Raw genomic sequence first — 17,811 nt, forward strand, 5'->3', positions numbered from 1 at the left:
ATCCGGGGTCCAAGCCACCGTCACCGGAATAGATGTCGGACCCGGCCTGTCTTGAGCCTGGTCGAAAGGTCTGGCACAACGAAAAAAGAAAATCGTCAAACCTTGTATTTCCGCACCGTCGAGCCGGGGTATTTCGCCAGGATAGCGCCTTCGCGAAGCGGCCGGTCGAGCAGATCGCCGCCGCAATTGGGGCAACGCTCGTCCATCCGGTCGGCGCAATTCGCGCAGAAGGTGCACTCCATCGAACAGATGAAGGCGCCATGGACGTTCGCGGGCAGATCGCGGCCGCATTTTTCACAATCGGGTCGCATTTCAAGCATGATCAGTCTCTTCTTGTTGGGGATTGATGATTGTTATTGCGTCGCCATGCGCACCGCATCGCATATCATGTCGACAACGCGCTCGACCTGTCCGGCATCATCGCCTTCGGCCATCACGCGGATCAGCGGCTCGGTGCCCGACGGACGGATCACCAGCCGCCCGCGCCCGGCGAGCATCGCCTCGCCCTCGGCAATCGCCGACTGAACCTTGCTATCGTCGAGCGGCTTGCCGCCCGAGAAGCGCACATTCTTGAGCAACTGCGGCACCGGGTCGAACTGGTGCAGCAATTCGCTCGCCGGTTTGCCCGACGCAACCAGCTCGGCCAGCACCTGCAAGCCCGCGAGCGTACCGTCGCCGGTCGTCGCATAGTCCGACAGGATCATATGCCCCGACTGTTCGCCGCCGACGTTGAACCCGCCTTCTTTCATCCTTTCGAGCACGTGGCGGTCGCCGACCTTGGTCCGCTCGAGCCGCAGCCCCTCGCCTTCCAGAAAGCGTTCGAGCCCCAGGTTCGACATCACTGTTGCGACGACGCCGCCGCCCTTCAGCCGCCCCTGCCGCGCCCAGCTCGCGCCGATCAGGCCCATGATCTGGTCGCCATCGACAATCTTGCCCTTTTCATCGACGACGATCAGCCGGTCGGCGTCGCCGTCGAGCGCGATGCCGATGTCGGCGCCGCTGGCGACCACGGTTTCCTGGAGCAGCGCCGGAGCGGTCGAGCCGCATTCGTCGTTGATATTGGTGCCATTGGGGGTGATTCCGATCGCCACCACATCGGCGCCCAATTCCCAGAACACCGTCGGCGCGCTGTTGTACGCGGCGCCATTGGCGCAATCGAGCACGATGCGCAGCCCGTCGAGCCGCATCGATTCGGGCAGGCTCAGTTTCACCGCATGAATATAGCGCCCGCGCGCATCCTCGATCCGCTTGGCGCGCCCGATCTGCGCCGGTTCGGCAAGTTTGGGTTGCTGCGCGAGGAGCAATTCGATCTGCGCCTCATCCTCGTCGGACAATTTATATCCGTCGGGACCGAACAGCTTGATGCCGTTATCGTAAAAGGGATTGTGACTCGCCGACAGCATCACGCCCAGATCGGCGCGCATCGACCGCGTCAGCATCGCGATCGCCGGGGTCGGCATCGGCCCGACCTGCACCACGTCCATGCCGACGCTGGTGAACCCCGCGACGAGCGCATTTTCGAGCATATAGCCCGACAGGCGCGTATCCTTGCCGATCACCACGCGGTGCTTGTGATCGCCGCGCAGGAAGTGCGCGCCCGCCGCCATGCCGACGCGCATCGCGACCTCGACCGTCATCGGGATCTGGTTCGTCAGTCCGCGAATCCCGTCGGTTCCGAAAAACTTGCGCATGCCACCTCTGCTACTTAAGCCGGGACGCAGACCAATGTCTGCCCCGGCTACCACGGGACGGCCCTAAGTCACCCTCTTTTGCTTGGCAAGCTGGCCAGAAACATCGCCAGGAGAATATGGCTTGAAATCGGCATGGATCATCCTCTCGGCGCTGATTGCCGGGATGTTGCTAGGGATCGGCGTCGAATTGGCCGCGCCCGACGCAGGAACCGCCTCGCTCCCCTATATCGAACCCATCGGGCTGCTCTGGCTCAATGCGCTCAAGATGACGATCGTCCCGCTCGTCGTCGCGTTGCTGATCACGGGCATCACCGCGACCGCCGATGCCGCCCGCGCCGGCAAGCTCGCGGCGCGCGCGGTGATGACCTTCCTCGCCGCGATTTTCATCTCGGGGTCGATGTCGCTGCTGATGACGCCGCTGCTTCTGCGCCTTTTCCCGCTGTCGACGGGCGCCGCCGACGCACTGCGCAATGGCCTTGGCGGCACCAGCGAAGCAAGTCCATCGCCGACCTTTGGCGACTTCCTGCTGTCGCTGATTCCGACGAACCCGATCGCCGCCGCCGCCGACACTGCGATCCTGCCTCTGATCGTCTTTACCACCATCTTCGCCTTTGCGATCACCAAGCTCGAACCGGTTCATCGCGCGACACTTTCCGGCCTGTTCAAGGCGCTCGGCGACGCGATGCTGATCGTCATCGGCTGGGTCCTCGCGCTCGCGCCGATCGGCGTATTTGCGTTGGGTTATGCGCTCGCGGTCAAAGCCGGGCTCGCCGCATTCGGCGGCCTCATCCATTATGTCCTGATCCTGTCGGGAGTCGGGATCAGCTGCCTGATTCTCGGCCTGCTGCTTGCCTGGTTGATCGTCGGCGTCCCGTTGCCGCGGTTCGTGCGCGCCATGGTGCCGACGATGGCCGTCGCGATCAGCACGCAAAGCTCGCTCGCCAGCCTGCCAGCGATGCTCAAATCGTCCGAGGAACTGGGCGTCGATCCCAAAAAAGCTGATGTCGTCCTGCCGCTTGCGGTCGCGCTATTCCGCTTCACCAGCCCGGCAATGAACCTCGCGGTCGTCATCTACGTCGCGTGGCTGTTCGGCATCGAACTGACGCCGTGGGAGATGGGCGTCGGCCTCGCGGTCGCAATGGCCGCGGCACTCAGCTCGGTCAGCCTGCCCGGCTCGATCAGCTTCGTGACCTCAATCGCGCCGATCGCGGTGTCGATGGGCGTCCCGGTCGCGCCGCTCGGGCTGCTCGTTGCGGTCGAAACCTTCCCCGATATCTTCCGAACCCTCGGTAATGTCGTCGGCGACGTCGCGGCGACCAAATATGCTGCCGATGGCGTCGAAACCGCCGAACCCACAGGAGAAACGCCATGAAATATCGCAAGCTCGGCCACGGCCTCACCGTCTCCGCGATCGGTGTCGGCTGCATGCCGATGATCAAGGGCGGCAATATCCTTTATGGCGAAGCCGCCAATCTCGACGAATCGACGGCGACGATCCACCGCGCGATCGACATGGGCGTCACCTTTTTCGACACCGCGCAAATCTATGGCCCGTTCAGCAACGAGGAACTGCTCGGTGCCGCTATCAAGGGCAAGCGCGACGGGCTGGTCATCGCGACCAAATTCGGCTTCAAGTTCGACGGCCATCAGATCGTCGGTGTCGATGGCTCACCCACCAACGCCCGCGCGTCGTGCGAAGGCTCGCTCCAGCGGCTCGGCATCGACACCATTGACCTCTTTTATCAGCACCGCGTCGATCCCTCGATCCCGATCGAAGAGGTCGTCGGCGGGATGATGGAACTGGTGAACGAAGGCAAGGTGCGCCACATCGCGCTGTCCGAGGCTGGCCCCGAAACCCTGCGCCGCGCCGCCAAGGCCGCGCCGATCACCGCACTGCAAAGCGAATATTCGATCTGGGAGCGCGACATCGAGGATGAGATCCTCGGCGTTTGCCGCGACAACGGCATCGGCTTCGTCCCCTATTCGCCGCTTGGCCGCGGCTTTCTCGCGGGCGCGGTGCGCAGCCGTGATGAGCTGCCCGAGAATGACTGGCGCCGCAACGACCCGCGCTACTCGGACGAAAACCTGCCTGACAACCTCGCGATCGTCGACGCGATCGGCGCGGTCGCGGATCGGCATGGCGTGTCGAAAGCGCAAATCGCGCTCGCCTGGCTGCTTGCGCAGGGCGAGGATATTGTCCCGATCCCCGGCACCAAGCGCCGCGTCACGATGGAGGACAGCATCGGCGCGGTTGATGTCGCATTGACCGCCAACGATCTCGCCGCGATCGAGGCAGCGGCGCCCAAAGGCGGCACGAGTGGGCCGCGGTATGGCGAAATAGGCATGCGGATGGTGCGGTTGTAGCGTTACACGAAATCGAACCAAATCATCGTCATTGCGAGCTAAGCGAAGAAATCTAGGGCGGTTTACGTGCGCTCTGGATTGCCGTGTCGCTTCACTCCTCGCAATGACGAGGCTGTTACGCTTTCAAGACCTGCACCGCCGCGGTCAGCGCGTCGATGCGCTCCTCCAGCCGCTCCATTTGCAACGCATCGACTTTTTCGTGCAGCCGCATGATCTCCAATTCGGCGCGCAGGTTGATCTGGTAATCAAGGCTCGCCGCAAGCCGGTCCTTTGCCGCCTGCCGGTTCTGGCTCATCATGATTACCGGCGCCTGCACCGCCGCAATTGTCGAGAGCATCAGGTTCAGGAAGATATAGGGAAAGGGATCGAATGCATCGTGCCAGCGGCCCAGGATTTCGCTGTTCAGGATCATCCACCCGAACAGCACCAGCGAAAAGACGATGATAAAGCCCCAAGAGCCCCCGACCCGCGCCACCCGGTCCGAAAGGCGCTCGCCAAAGGTCGCCTGTTCGTCGGCGACATCCATTGCGTCGCGGCTGATCAGGCTGCGTTCGACGATCGACCGCAAAACACGGTGTTCCTCGGCATCGGCGTCGGCGATATCCTTGCCCAGCAGTTTGAGCGACAGGTCCGCCAGCGCCGTGTCGCTGCTCAGTTCGCTCATCCCACCCAGCGCCAGATACCCGCGACCATATAGCCCAGCGCGCCATGCCCCCACGTTGCGACCAGCCACAGCGAGATCCCGCCGAACAAAGCATGCGGCCTGGGGATCGTGTCGCCCCACGGCGTTGCGCCACTGATCTGCCGCGCAAACGGTACAAAGCTCGTTCGCGCCGCCCAGTGGCGCCAGCTGTCGCCCATCAGCCGTGCCTTTTTGCCATCCTGACCCGCTGAACCGAACAGCGCGAGGAACAGGATCGTGCCTGACAGGATGCTCTGCGCCCCGGTTGGCATCACCATGACGTGCGCAACCGCCCACAGGGCAAATCCCCACATCATCGGATGCCGCGTAATCGCAAACACCCCACGCGGTGCGCCTTGCGCCGCGGCGGCGGCGCCGGGAGCGGCAAGCGCCGGATTGCCGATCAGCGACCCGATGAACAGCACGCTCGCGAATAGCACCAGCGCCGACGCGACAATCCACAGCGCGTCGCCGACCGCCCACAAGGGCGGCTCGGGCGGCATGCCGCGCCACGCCTGGACCAGCATGATGAAAGTCGCGATCGCGACAATCGAATAGACGATCTGGAACCCACGCTCACCCAGTCGGCTGGCGAGCCCGTGTCGCAGTGGATGCGACAGTGCCAGATGCGAGCCGACGAACAGCACGCAGGTCGTGATCAAAAGCGCCATCGGATGCACGGACAGTTTCTCCTCTCCCAACGTCGCCAAGCTATCATATTCGTACCCCCGGCGCGCGCCGGGATGACGAACACTATCTTACCGATCATAAGCCTTGGGCAATGCCCCTTCACTGGGCGTCGCATAGCGATCGCGCAGGCGGTCCTGCCGCGTCGTCAGCGACTGCGCCTTGCCGTCGATCCAGATCGCGGTTGGGCGGCTGCCCAACTCCAGCGGGTCATTGTCCCAGACCACCACGTCGCCGACGCGGCCCGGGCGCAGCGACCCGATGCTACCCTCCATGCCGACTGCACGCGCCGGGGCGCTGCTGATCGCTGCGAACGCCTGATCCCACGTCATCCCGCTGGCGCCGGGCAGACGCGCTAGCCCGACCAGATTGCCAGCATATTGCGTCGCATAGCCCATCTTGTGCGCATCATCGTCGTCGAACACTCCGACCGACACATCAATCCCCGCAGCTTTCAGTCGCCCGGCATTCGATTGCGTCGCGCCCAGCTGTTCGAAACTCGACGGCAGGTCGGTCAGCGGCGATACCAGCACCGGTACCTTCGCCGCCGCCAGTTCGCGCGCGACAAGCCAGCCCTCGGTTGCGCCGACGAGCACCAGCTTCAGCGCCGGAAACTCGCCCTTCAGCTTGACCACGTTCAGGATGTCCGATGCCCGGTCGACCCGCACGAACAACGGCGTCGTGCCATTGATCACCTGCACCAGCGCATCGGCATCGGCGCGCTGGATCATCGCATCATTGCCCCATTCGGCCAGCGTCGCCGGGTTGCGGGCATAGCTGCGCGCCGCGAGCAGTTGTTCGCGGAAGAGCAGGAAGGTCGCGGCGCGGCTGCCGCCAGCCTTCGCCGACCCATCCTCACCAAAGGCCACGAACTGCAGTGCGCGCGGCTTGGTGACCATGTCCATATCGTCGGCCAGGTCGACAACTGCACCTTGTCCGGCGAACAAATTGCTGCTGCCTCCCGGAGCGACGATCGCGCGGGTGACGCCCGAGGCGCGGTTGACCGCGACCGGCGACCCCATCGGGTTGAGTGCCGGCGCAATGTCGAGCCCCGCCGAAAAGCGGGTACGCGGGGCATTGCGGTCGTTGGTGCCGGTTACCGCATCGACCTCGGTCAGGCCGACGCGGCTGAACGCCGCGACGATCCCCGGCGTGACCCAGCGGCCTCCGGCGTCGACGCGTTCGATTCCTGCTGGAACCGCCACACCAGCGCCCGCGGCAACAACCTTGCCGCCGCGCACGACAACGGTGCCGCCCTCGATCGGCGCGCTGCCGTCACCGATGACAAGCTTTGCGTTGGTGATGGCGATGTCCTGAGCCGTCGCCGGAGCGGCAATCAGCGCCGCGGCGGAAAGTAGCAGCGCGCGCATCATTTCACATCTCCCTCGCCGGGCTGGCCCAGCTCGAAATCGCTTACCGGGCGGCGCTTCGGATCATATGCGTCGAACATCAAAGCGCCATCGATCCACACCTTTTCAGGCCGGGTATAGGCGCTGAACGGATTACCGTTCCACAGCACGACGTCGGCCATCTTGCCGGGCTTCAGGCTGCCCGTGCGGTCGGCAATGCCAAGTGCTTTGGCGGGATTATACGACAGCCATGTCCACGCCTGCTCGTCGCTCACGTCGATCCCGATGCGGCGCCCCGCGGCGCGCGCTTTCGCCGCTTCCTGATTCAGCCGCTGGATCTGGTTGGCATCGTCAGAATGCACGATGGTGCAGGCACCCGCCTTGTACACCAGCGGGATATTCTCATTCACGCTGTCATAGGCTTCCATCTTGAAGCCCCACCAATCGGCCCACATCGCCGAGCAAATGCCTTCCTTCGCCAAGATATCGGCGATCTTGTAGCTTTCAACTGCGTGATGAAAGGTCGAAACCTTGTAGCCGAATTCCTTCGACATATCGATCACCAGCGCCATTTCGTCGGCGCGGTAGCAATGATTGTGGACGAGGATTTCGCCCGACAAAACGCCCGCGAGCGTTTCCATGGCGAGGTCGCGGTCGACGGCTTTGCCATCGTCCATCTTCTTCTTGTACGCCGCGGCCTTCTGCCAGGTCGCGCGGTTGACCGCGAAATTGCCCATGCGGGTCGATGGCGCGCGGCCCTTGCCGCCATAAACGCGCTTCGGATTCTCGCCGCACGCCATTTTCAGCCCATAAGGCGCGCCGGGGAATTTCATCCCCTGCACGGTGCGTGAGGGAACATTCTTGAGCGTGATCGAGCGTCCGCCCATCAGGTTCGCGCTGCCCGGCAGCACCTGCAACGCCGTCACGCCGCCATTGGCAAGCGCGCGGCTGAACCCCGGATCCTGCGGCCAGACGCTATGTTCGGACCAGACTTCGGGGGTCGTCGGCGACGTCGCCTCATTGCCGTCCGAATGCGCGTCGACACCGGGCGAGGGATAGTCGCCAAGGTGGCTGTGGATGTCGATGATCCCGGGGGTAACGAACTTGCCGGTCCCGTCGATCACATCATAGTCCGCGGGGATCGCAGTGTCGGGTCCGCCGACCGCCTCCACTTGGCCGCCCGCAAGCAGCACGACGCCGTTATCGACACGACCGCCTTCGCCGTCAAAGATCGTCACGCCTCGTAAAGCGGTCGCCCGGCCGCCATAAGGGCGATAGGTCGACGGATAGGGATCCTTGTTGAACTTGACCGGCTTTTCGGCTGCCGCAGGCTTGTCACTCGCCGAATTTGCTTCGCCGCCCGTCGCCGCGCAGCCGACAAGCGCCAGCGACACCGCAGCCAGCAGACTGCCCTTCATTCCGGGGATCATGCTTATGCTCCCTTGGGATGCGTGCCGGCGGCCTGCGGCTCGCCCAACTCACCGGCACCGGGCAGAATATCCTCGCGATCGCGCAGCGTGTCGAGGTGCATCCACTTCTTCACGATCGGCGACAACAGCAGGATAACGGCGCTGACCGCCAGTGTGATCAAGCCGATCTGCCAATAGATGCCCAGTGTCGCTTCCTTGGTCATGTTGCCGCTTTCGCCGCCGGTCGCTTCACCGATCTTGCCGGCGACAAAATTCCCGACCGCCGTCATATAGAACCACGCGCCCATGATCAGCGACGCCAGGAAGGTCGGCGCCAGCCGGTTCATCGCGCTCAGGCCAACGGGCGACAGGCAAAGCTCACCCGTCGTGTGGAGTAGATAGAGCAGGAAGACGAACAGGACCGGGGTCGCGACTTCGGGCCCAACGGTGCTGGCACCCCAGACAAACACCAGGAAGCCAAGCCCGACCTGCGCCAACGCCAGCGCAAACTTCGCGGGCGCCGACGGTTCGAGACCCTTTTTGCCCAGCCATTGCCACAACGCGGCGAACACCGGCGCGAACAGGATGATGTAGATCGGATTGATCGACTGGAACACCGATGCCGGCACCCCGCCCTTATCGACATAGCGATCGGTATAGAGGTTGAAGCTACCGCCAGCCTGTTCGAACAAGCCCCAGAACAGTGGGTTCAGCGCAATCAGGAACAGGATCGCGAACATCCGCTCACGTGGTTCCTTTTCCAGCTTAAAGCTCTCGTAAAGGACATAGCCAAGCAGCGCGAGGCCCGAGACGATCAGCAGGTTCTGGATAATATCCTGATACTGGACCAGCGCCCACATCACTGCGACGGCACCTAAGCCGATCGCATAGATCGTCGTTTCCTTCTGCTTCGACAGCGGCGCCGGGGCCTCGCCCGCGCCGAGCAGAACGTTCTTGCCCAGCACAAAGACAATCAAGCCAGCGACCATGCCGATGCCGGCGAGGCCAAAGCCATAGGCCCAGCCGATCTTCTGACCGAGATAACCTACGAGGATTGTGCCAAGCGCGGCGCCGACGTTAATTCCCATGTAAAAGATGGTGTAGGCCGCATCGCGGCGCAGGTCGGTCAGCCGGTACAACTGACCGACCATCACCGAGATATTCGCTTTCAGGAAACCCGACCCGACGATGATCAGCGCCAGCGCAAGCCAGAACACATTGATCGTTGCGTCTTCCTGTCCGCCCACGCCCTCGAACGCCATGAACAAATGGCCCAGCGCGAGCAGCACACCGCCGAACAGCACCGCCTTGCGCTGTCCGAGATAGCGGTCGGCCAGATAGCCGCCGAGCACCGGAGTGATGTAAACGAGACTGGTATAGGCGCCGTAGATCAGGTTCGATTTGCCATCCGAAAACAGCCAGTGCTGAGTCAGATAGAAGATCAGGATTGCACGCATGCCGTAATAGGAGAAACGCTCCCACATTTCGGCGAAGAACAGCATGTAGAGGCCCTTGGGATGGCCGGCGAATTCGGGTTTCTTGCTACCGGCGATCAGTGCCCCAACGCTCAAAAACGCGCCCAATACGACCACTGCGATCACCGCAATCCAGTCGCCTTCATCCCAAAGGCCCATGTCTTTCATCAAAGCGTCCCTTTTCGCTGTTATCGTAGACGCGGCCTCCCGCCGCGCGAATGGGGCAACCTAGCGCGAAAATTGCGTATGGGAAGAATCTAATTGCGCGTGAAACCATCGGTCCGGCGCATTGCCAGGGTTGCACGGGGCCGGCTGGACGGCCAAATGGACGCCATGTTCAACGACCGCTCCTCGCTGCTCGCCCACCTCGCCACCCGCCGTTCGGGCAAGGCCCGCGACATGATTGCGCCCGGCCCCGATGCGGCGCAGTTGCACGACATCATCGCGCTGGCGCTGCGCACACCCGATCATGGCAAGCTCGCCCCCTGGCGTATCATCTCCGTTGCCGCCGATCAGCGCGGCGCATTCGCGGCACTGCTCAAGACCGCATGGATCGAGGAGAATCCCGGCGCCGCCGGGCTCGACCTGTCAGCGCTCGACCAGTTCGCGCATCAGGCGCCCAGCCTGCTCGTGCTGCTGTCGACGCCGGTGGCAGCCAGCAAGATCCCGGTGTGGGAGCAGCAGATGTCGGCGGGCGCGGTCGGCATGAACCTGCTCCACGCCGCGCACGCGCACGGCTTCGTCGGCAGCTGGCTCACGGGCTGGGCCGCCTACAACCCCGGGGTGGCCGCAGCTTTTGGCGCGGGCGTCGGCGACACGATCGTCGGATATTTCTTCCTCGGCTCGCCAGCACGCGAACTCGACGAACGCCCACGCCCTGAATATGACGACGTCGTTCGAGCATGGGAAATTTAGTAACACAAAAGACGCTGAATTTGTAATAACTGGCATTTGACTGTGGTGCTGTCTTATGGCATTAAGGCGGCATGCTCGATCAATCCAAACCCGTATATCAGCGTCTGCGCGACGTCATCGCCAACGCGATCCTCGACGGCAATTTCCGCGACGGCGACATGCTCCCTTCGGTGCGCTCGCTCGCAGCCGAGGAAGGCGCCAACCCGCTCACCGTCGCGAAGGCGTATCAGACGTTTCAGGACGAAGGGCTGGTGACGGTCAAACGCGGCGTCGGCATGTTCGTCGCCGATGGCGCGACCGAACGGCTACGCTCCCTGATGCGCGAAGATTTCCTGACCAACGTCTGGCCTCCTGTCGCGGACCAGATGCGCCGCATCGGCCTCGACGCCCGGACATTGCTGGATTTAGCCGAGGCGTGACCCCGATCCTCCCCATCGCTTCGCGACAGGGAGGACCAACAAATATCACCGCCCCACCTGCGCCGACTTGTCCCGCAAATCCGCTGCGGCCTGCCGATTGCCGCGCTTCCACAGCAGATCGGCATAAATCCGCATGATCCCGGCATTGAGCGGTTGCAGTCGATACGCCCGGTCGATCAACGCCAGCGCACGCACATCATCGCCCCTCGCCGCCCACGCCCGCGCCAGTTCGCGCAGGACTACCGCATCGCGATCGCCGGTCCGGTCGCGCACGCGCTCGAAATGTTCGATCGCTTCGTCCCAATGCGCCAGGTCCATCGCCAGATGTCCCCCCAGCCGGTCGGCGGCGATGCTCGACGGCTGGCTGTCGCGCAGCGCCAGGATCGCGGCGCCCGACCCCGCGGCGTCGCCTGCCCGGAACAACGCATTGGCCAGCCTGAGCGTGGTGCGCTCGCTCGCTTCCAGATCGCGCGCGGTGCGGTAGGCCTGCACCGCCAGGTCGAAACGCCCGCCCGCCAGCGCCGCGTCGCCCAGCAGGATATGCGCGTCGGCGACCCCGCGGTTCGCATCGCGCAGCCGCGTCGCACGCGCGATCGCCTGTGCACCATTGCCATTCGAAATATCCGCGGCGATCGCCGGGATCGCCAACGCCGGGTTCAGCGGCTCGCCATCGGCCGATCGGCTCAGCAAGCCATAGTCATAATCGGCTGCAAACGGCACCGCCTCACCGCGCGTCAGCGTCGCCGCGCGCGTCAGATAGTCGGCGGCCTCGCCGCGCCGCCCCAATTCGCTTGCAGCCCGCGCCGCCAGGAGCAACGACCAGCTATCAGCGTCGGTGCGATCCACGATCGGCAGCAAAGCCTCGATCGCACCATCGGCGTCGCCATCGGCCCAGGTCGCGGCGGCGAGAATCCGCCGCGCGGTAAAATTACCCGGCTGATCGGCCAGTAGCCGGTCGGCCCAGGTCGCCGCCACCGCCTCGCCGCCCAGTTCGAGCTCGACGACCGCGCTCAGCAGCATGAAACCCGGCTCGCCGTCGATCGCGCCGCGCGTGCGCTGGAGCAGACTGCGCGCCAGCCGATAATTGTCGGCGCGCGCCGCGAGCACCGCTTGCAGGTAAAAAAGCCGCGGATCACCCGGTACGACCGTTGCCGCACGGCGCAGCGCGACCAGCATGTCGCGATAGTGCCCCAGATCGCCGAGCGTCGCCGCTTGGTCGATCAGCGCGTCGATATTGTCGGGATCGGCGACCAGCGCCTGATCATACCATGGCAGCGACGCCTTCAGCCCATCCGCGGTCCGGATCAGATTTGCCTTATATGCCAGCGCCGCGCTGTTCGCTTTATCGAGCTCGATCGCATAATCGACCGCATCGCGCGCACCCGCCGTATCGGCATTGGCATTGCGAAACCGAGCGACATCGACCCACAGCGCCGAACTGCGCGGCAGTTCGCGTACTGCCCGGTCATACGCATCGCGCGCCGCATCCAGATCGCCGTTCGACAGATGGACATCGCCCGCGACCCACGCCGCCTCGCCGAACATATCGGGGATGATCTCACCGCCGTCGATCGTTTCCAGCGCGCGCTGTCCCTCGCCCTGCATCGCAAATGCGCGCGCGAGTAGCGGCCGCAGCGCCGCAGCATTGCCGCCAGCCGCCAGCGCGCCGTTCACTGCGGCTTCGGCGCCGACCCCATCGCCCAATTGAATCGCCACCCGCGCCAGCTCGACGCGCTCGGCAATCGCCTGCGGATTGTCGACAATCGCATCCTCTAATGCGGCGCGGCGCGCCTCGAACGCCTGCCGCGGCGCGTCGGAACGCACGCCGCCGCAACCGGCCAGCACCGCTGCCGCCAACAACGCGCTTGTCCAGACACAGCCGCGCCCCATTCAGGCCTGCATCCGATATTGCTTGAGCAGATCGTACAGCGTCGGCCGGCTGATCCCGAGCAGCTTGGCAGCGGCCGAGATATTGCCCTCACTCTGCGTCATCGCGCGGCGGATCGCGACGCGGTCGGCTGCCTCGCGCGCGCTGCGCAGGTTCAGCCATGCTTCTTCGCCGTCATCCGCGCGCCCGTTCATCAGGTCAAGGTCGTCCTTCATCACCAGCTTGCCATCGGCCATGATCACCGCGCGCTTGATCCGGTTTTCCAGCTCGCGGACATTGCCCGGCCAGCGCCCTTCGTCGATCGCCTGTAACGCCTCGGGAGCAAAGCCGCGCACCGCGGGGTTCATCGCGGGCGCATATTGATGCAGGAAATGCCGCGCCAGCAGCACCGCGTCGCCGGGCCGTTCGGCAAGCGACGGGATCTTCACCACCATCTCTGCCAGCCGGTAATAGAGGTCGTCGCGAAAGCTCTGCTCGGCGATCATCGCGTCCAAGTCGCGATGCGTTGCGCAAACGATCCTTGTATCGACCGCAATCACCCTGCGTCCACCGATTCGCTCGATCGTCCGCTCCTGCAAAAAACGCAGCAATTTGACTTGTAGCGGCAACGGAATATCGCCGACTTCGTCGAGAAACAACGTCCCGCCATGCGCCAGCTCGATCTTGCCCTCGGTCATCTTTACCGCGCCGGTGAACGCGCCCTTTTCATGCCCAAACAACTCGCTCTCGAGCAAATTTTCCGGGATCGCCGCGCAGTTGATCGCGACAAACGTCCCATCGCGCCGCTCGCTAGCTTCGTGCAGCCCGCGCGCCAGCAGTTCCTTGCCGGTGCCGCTGGCACCAAGCAGCATTACGGACACGTCGAGGTTCGCGACGCGCTCGATCGTCCGCGCGACCTTCTGCATCTCGGGGGCGCCGGTGATCATTCCGCCGAGGACGCGATCGTCGCCGCTCCCCTGCTGCGCCAGCCGCGCATTCTCGGCCTCGAGCTCGCGGACGTGGAAAGCGCGGGCAACGATCAGTCCCAACTCGTCAATGTCGATCGGCTTCTGATAAAAATCCCACGCGCCGCTCGCGATCGCTGCCAGCGCGCTGGCCCTTTCGCCATGCCCCGACACGACGATGACCTTGGTATCGGGCTTTGCCTGAAGGATCGCGCTCAGCGTCCGGAATCCTTCGCGCGTGCCGTCGGGATCGGGCGGCAGCCCCAGGTCGAGCGTCACCACATCGGGCTCCTCGGCGCGCAGCAATTCGATCGCGGCATCATGGTCGCCCGCGATGAGAACCTGATAGTCCTCATACGCCCATTTGAGCTGCGTCTGCAGCCCCGGGTCATCCTCGACCACCAGCAATTTGCGGATCTTGCCGCCGCGTTCGTTCATTGCGATGCTACCTTCATCATCGGAGTGTCGGTGCCGATGCCATCCTTGGCGTCGGCAAGCGGCAGCCACAGGGTGAAGCTGCTGCCCTTGCCGGGTTCGCTGTCGACATCGATCGCGCCACCCATCGCCTGGGCGATCTGCAACGCTTCGAACGCCCCCAGACCGAAACCGCCATCCTTGGTCGATACAAAGGGCTTGAACAATTCATCGCGAATAAAGCTGCGGGTCATGCCGCAACCTTGGTCGATCACATCGATGCGTGCGCGGCCATGTTCGGACACCCCGACCACCTGCACCGCCGCATCGGGCGTCGACGCATCGATCGCGTTGGCGACCAGATGTTGCACAATCTGCCGAACCGATGCCGCGTCGGCCCACGCCGCCAGCCCCGCCTGACAGCCGACGAACAGTGCGCGGCGCGACCGCGCTTCGGCAGCGATATCGTTCAGGACCGGCTCGATCAAAACCCGCCCCGCCGCTGCCGCCGCGCCGCGCGCGCGCGGTGCCAGCCGCACCAGCAGGTCGCTCAGTCGACCCGCCGAAATCTTTAGCGTTTCAACCATGTCAGCGCGAAATTCGGGCTTGTCGGCATGACGCTCGGCGTTGCGCGCGAGCAGGCCGATTTGGCTCGCCAGGTTCTTGATGTCGTGCATGATGAAGGCAAATCGGCGGTTAAACTCGTCGAACCGTCGTGCCTCTGACAAGGCCGCCTGGCTTTGCGATTCGGCCAGATAGCTCGCCGCCTGTTGCCCCGCGATGCGCAGCACATCCAGATCTTCCCAATCGAGCGCGCGCGACACCGGTGGTCGGTGCAGGACGACGACTGCGATCATGCGATGGAAATGCAGGACTGGTACGACGACCCAAGCGCGCGGGTCGGCGAGCAGCCAATCGGGAAGCGCCAGATCCTCGCCCGCCCCATCGCTACCAGCCGGTCCGCGGCGTTGCGCGTCGAGATCGACGATATGCCGCGTCTCCTGCAACATAAACGCCGACCGCACCGACAGCGTCGCGTCGTCGGCATCAACATCGACCGGCCAATGCCACTGATCGGCAACGCGAAAACTGCCTGCAGCGCCGAGCACCATTAGCAACGCGCCGGGGCTGCCGGTCAGTTCGGCCAGCGCCTTGGCGACACGGCGATGCAGGTTACAATCCTCCTCGCCGTCCCCCTGCCCCAGCGTCGCCGTAAAGCGCATCCATTCGCTGCGATAATCATAACGATGCTCGAAAAAATGCTTAGAGATCATCACCGACAACCAGGCGCGCGCGCGCGCCGACGCGATCAGCACGCCACCGGCGCCGAGCGCGACGACCAGCGAGGCGCCTTGCGCCAATTCGGCATAATCGCCGCCGACCAGGCGTGCGATCGCGCCAGTCAGCCCGATGACGACCAGATAGGCGGCGCCACCGAGCAGGGTCAGCGTCCGCATCGCCGCGGTCCGCGACAACCGCATCCGCTCGCGCCCGATGTCCATCGCGGCAACAACGTAAGTCGGTAAGGTCATCAGCACGACCGCGGGAAGCAGCGCGATCAGCGTCGATGCCGTCTTGCCGGTCAGCGCGCCGATCAGCTGGACGTTGAGTTCATACGCCCACAGCATTGCGAATCCGCCGGCAACCGCCATCAGCGGCATCCGCAGACCCGCGCTCGCATGACGGACCCCGCTATCGACGATCAGCAGCCCGCCCACCGCGACAATCATCGCCGCAAACACCAGCGTCGGTGCCATCCATGGCTCCGCCCCTGCCCCGGCGCGCCAATAGGCGGCGGCGCCCAGAACCAACGTCAGGACGGCGATGGTCATCAGCATCCGCAGGATCAGGCGCAGCGGCCGCGTCATCGGCGCCGCTGCCGTCCAGAATGTCGCGCTCAACCACCCCAGCATCGCCAGATCGCGCAGCGTCTGCACCACAAAGGTCAGCGACGATCCCGGCCCGAACTGTACAAGCGCGGCGCACCACATCGCTGTGGCCACAGCCGTCATTGTTAGCAGCTGGGGCGCCGGCATCAGCGCCACCATCCGCGCCTTGGGCCGCGCCAGCAACCACAGAGCGACGACCGAAAACCCGACCAGCCCCAGCACCGACAAAATTTCGGACAACCCCGTCAGCATGTCAGCGAGCGCCGTCAGGCCACAGCACGACGCGCACCGTCTGCAACAGGATCAACAGGTCAAGGAAGGGCGAATAATTTTTCGCATAATAGAGGTCATATTCCAGCTTTACCCGCGCATCCTCGACCGACGCGCCATAGGGATAATTGATCTGCGCCCAGCCGGTCAGCCCCGGCTTAACCATGTGCCGTTCGGCGTAAAAGGGCATTTTCTGTTCTAGTTCGTCGACGAAGCTCGGCCGTTCGGGGCGCGGCCCGACAAAGCTCATCTCGCCCTTCAGCACGCACCACAGCTGCGGCAGCTCGTCGATCCTCAGCTTGCGGATAATCCGCCCGACGCGGGTGACGCGCGGGTCGTTTTCACTCGCCCACACCGCTTTGCCCGCGGCTTCCGCATCGGTGCGCATCGACCGGATCTTGTAGATGTCATAAGGCTCGCCGAACAGGCCGACGCGCGGCTGGCGGTAAAAAACCGGGCCGCGGCTGTCGAGCACGACCGCGAGTCCTGCGACAACAATCAGCGGCAAACCAACGATCAACACGATCAAGCTGGCGACGATATCGAACAACCGTTTGCCGACCTTCGAAATCCGCTGGCCCGCCGAAAAGCCATCGGAAAAAATCAGCCCGCTCGGGTTCGTCGTCGCGAGATCGACCCGCCCGGTCTCGCGCTCGATAAAGCTTGCGATGTCGTTGACATGCACCCCCGTCGTCTTGACGCGCAGCAGGTCGTTCAGCGGCAATGCATTGCGCCGTTCCTCCAGCGCCAAAACCACCTCGCCCGCGCGCAGCGCGACGACATGTTCGGACAGATTGGGGATCGCTTCGCGCAGCACCGCGCTGGCGATCTTTTTCTCGACCCCGCTCATCGCCACAAAGCCGACGATCTCCAGCCCGCTGCCCGGTTCGTTGGCCAATACCGCCAGCCGCGCCGCGCGCGGTCCGGCGCCGAGCACCAAAATCCGGCGCCGAAACGCCTCCGCCCAGCCGACTGCGTCAGCGCCAGCCGGATCAGGAACAGCGCCGCGATCGCCAGCGCCATCGCATACAGGCTGTTCGCACGCCACAAAGTCGCGCTCGGCAAAAGAAAGCCGAGTACCGACAGGAAAATTACCCCGAGCGAAATCGCCGCGAGCAGGCGCGCCGTGGCAAAACGCATCGAGCGCAGCCCCTCGTTCCCGTACATCCCGGTCGCCATCATCGCGAGCGAATTGGACACCGCAAACGTCACCAGCGGCAGCCAGCGGTCGATCAGCGGCCCAGCGTCGAACGCCGCCTGGTTAGCATAGAGGTGCCACGCCGCTTCGGCCGAGCCGAGCAGTGCCAGAAATTCGATCAGCGCCAGCCAGACGACGGCGTGCGGAACATAATGTTTGAACAACCGGAACATGGAAAATCAGGAACCCTTTCGCGTCGCCTGATACTACAATCGAG

The 17,811-nt window shown here is 64.1% G+C and carries 14 protein-coding genes and 1 pseudogene; 4 read left to right on the forward strand and 11 right to left on the reverse strand.

The window, feature by feature from the left end; all coding sequences use genetic code 11:
* Window positions 1-95 precede the first annotated feature (95 nt).
* Complete coding sequence (locus tag IPF76_RS17605; protein ID WP_088441675.1) at window positions 96-320, reverse strand: DUF1272 domain-containing protein; 225 nt, start codon at window positions 318-320, stop codon at window positions 96-98.
* A 33-nt stretch (window positions 321-353) separates the two neighbouring features.
* Window positions 354-1,691 (reverse strand): phosphoglucosamine mutase, encoded by a 1,338-nt coding sequence (gene glmM / locus IPF76_RS17610; protein WP_293846664.1) that lies wholly within the window; start codon window positions 1,689-1,691, stop codon window positions 354-356.
* Between the two features lie 121 nt (window positions 1,692-1,812).
* Here glmM and IPF76_RS17615 point away from each other — a divergent pair, with 121 nt between their 5' ends.
* Together IPF76_RS17615 and IPF76_RS17620 are read left to right on the forward strand one after the other, a co-directional pair.
* The gene (locus IPF76_RS17615; protein WP_293846666.1) at window positions 1,813-3,063 is read left to right on the forward strand and encodes a dicarboxylate/amino acid:cation symporter; all 1,251 of its coding nucleotides are present in this window, start codon (window positions 1,813-1,815) and stop codon (window positions 3,061-3,063) included.
* Window positions 3,060-4,055, forward strand: coding sequence for an aldo/keto reductase (locus tag IPF76_RS17620; protein ID WP_293846668.1), 996 nt, complete (start codon window positions 3,060-3,062; stop codon window positions 4,053-4,055). The genes IPF76_RS17615 and IPF76_RS17620 overlap by 4 nt, the downstream gene beginning before the upstream one ends.
* Window positions 4,056-4,170: 115 nt before the next feature.
* On the opposite strand, the gene IPF76_RS17625 is transcribed toward IPF76_RS17620, so the two are convergent.
* From IPF76_RS17625 to IPF76_RS17645, 5 genes are all read right to left on the reverse strand, one after another.
* Entirely contained in the window at window positions 4,171-4,719 is a 549-nt protein-coding gene (locus tag IPF76_RS17625) for a DUF1003 domain-containing protein (RefSeq protein WP_293846670.1), read from the reverse strand.
* Window positions 4,716-5,408: an NnrU family protein gene (locus tag IPF76_RS17630; RefSeq protein WP_366499739.1), complete on the reverse strand. Its 693-nt coding sequence runs from the start codon at window positions 5,406-5,408 to the stop codon at window positions 4,716-4,718. The genes IPF76_RS17625 and IPF76_RS17630 overlap by 4 nt, the downstream gene beginning before the upstream one ends.
* Window positions 5,409-5,495: 87 nt before the next feature.
* A complete protein-coding gene (locus IPF76_RS17635; protein ID WP_293846672.1) occupies window positions 5,496-6,797 on the reverse strand; it encodes an amidohydrolase family protein in 1,302 nt (433 codons plus the stop codon).
* Complete coding sequence (locus IPF76_RS17640; RefSeq protein WP_293846674.1) at window positions 6,794-8,203, reverse strand: amidohydrolase; 1,410 nt, start codon at window positions 8,201-8,203, stop codon at window positions 6,794-6,796. Before IPF76_RS17640 ends, IPF76_RS17635 begins: the two co-directional genes overlap by 4 nt.
* A 2-nt stretch (window positions 8,204-8,205) precedes the next feature.
* Window positions 8,206-9,825 carry a peptide MFS transporter gene (locus tag IPF76_RS17645; protein WP_293846675.1) on the reverse strand — a complete coding sequence of 540 codons (1,620 nt, stop codon included), beginning with the start codon at window positions 9,823-9,825 and terminating at the stop codon, window positions 8,206-8,208.
* A 165-nt stretch (window positions 9,826-9,990) separates the two neighbouring features.
* On the opposite strand from IPF76_RS17645, the gene IPF76_RS17650 reads away from it, so the two are divergent.
* The gene (locus IPF76_RS17650) at window positions 9,991-10,572 is read left to right on the forward strand and encodes a nitroreductase (protein WP_293847397.1); all 582 of its coding nucleotides are present in this window, start codon (window positions 9,991-9,993) and stop codon (window positions 10,570-10,572) included.
* A 71-nt stretch (window positions 10,573-10,643) separates the two neighbouring features.
* Window positions 10,644-10,991 (forward strand): GntR family transcriptional regulator, encoded by a 348-nt coding sequence (locus tag IPF76_RS17655; protein WP_293846677.1) that lies wholly within the window; start codon window positions 10,644-10,646, stop codon window positions 10,989-10,991.
* A 45-nt stretch (window positions 10,992-11,036) separates the two neighbouring features.
* Here the strand turns inward: IPF76_RS17655 and IPF76_RS17660 are convergent, their stop codons facing one another.
* The 4 genes and pseudogenes from IPF76_RS17660 to IPF76_RS17675 form a co-directional block, all read right to left on the reverse strand.
* Window positions 11,037-12,881 carry a tetratricopeptide repeat protein gene (locus IPF76_RS17660; protein ID WP_293846679.1) on the reverse strand — a complete coding sequence of 615 codons (1,845 nt, stop codon included), beginning with the start codon at window positions 12,879-12,881 and terminating at the stop codon, window positions 11,037-11,039.
* Complete coding sequence (prsR, locus tag IPF76_RS17665; protein WP_293846681.1) at window positions 12,882-14,261, reverse strand: PEP-CTERM-box response regulator transcription factor; 1,380 nt, start codon at window positions 14,259-14,261, stop codon at window positions 12,882-12,884.
* Window positions 14,258-16,378, reverse strand: coding sequence for an XrtA/PEP-CTERM system histidine kinase PrsK (gene prsK / locus IPF76_RS17670; RefSeq protein ID WP_293846683.1), 2,121 nt, complete (start codon window positions 16,376-16,378; stop codon window positions 14,258-14,260). Before prsK ends, prsR begins: the two co-directional genes overlap by 4 nt.
* A gap of 1 nt (window position 16,379) precedes the next feature.
* Window positions 16,380-17,767: pseudogene (locus tag IPF76_RS17675) on the reverse strand (TIGR03013 family XrtA/PEP-CTERM system glycosyltransferase).
* Between the last annotated feature and the right edge of the window lie 44 nt (window positions 17,768-17,811).

Origin of the sequence: Sphingopyxis sp. (assembly GCF_016704835.1) — a bacterium.
Taxonomy (GTDB): domain Bacteria; phylum Pseudomonadota; class Alphaproteobacteria; order Sphingomonadales; family Sphingomonadaceae; genus Sphingopyxis.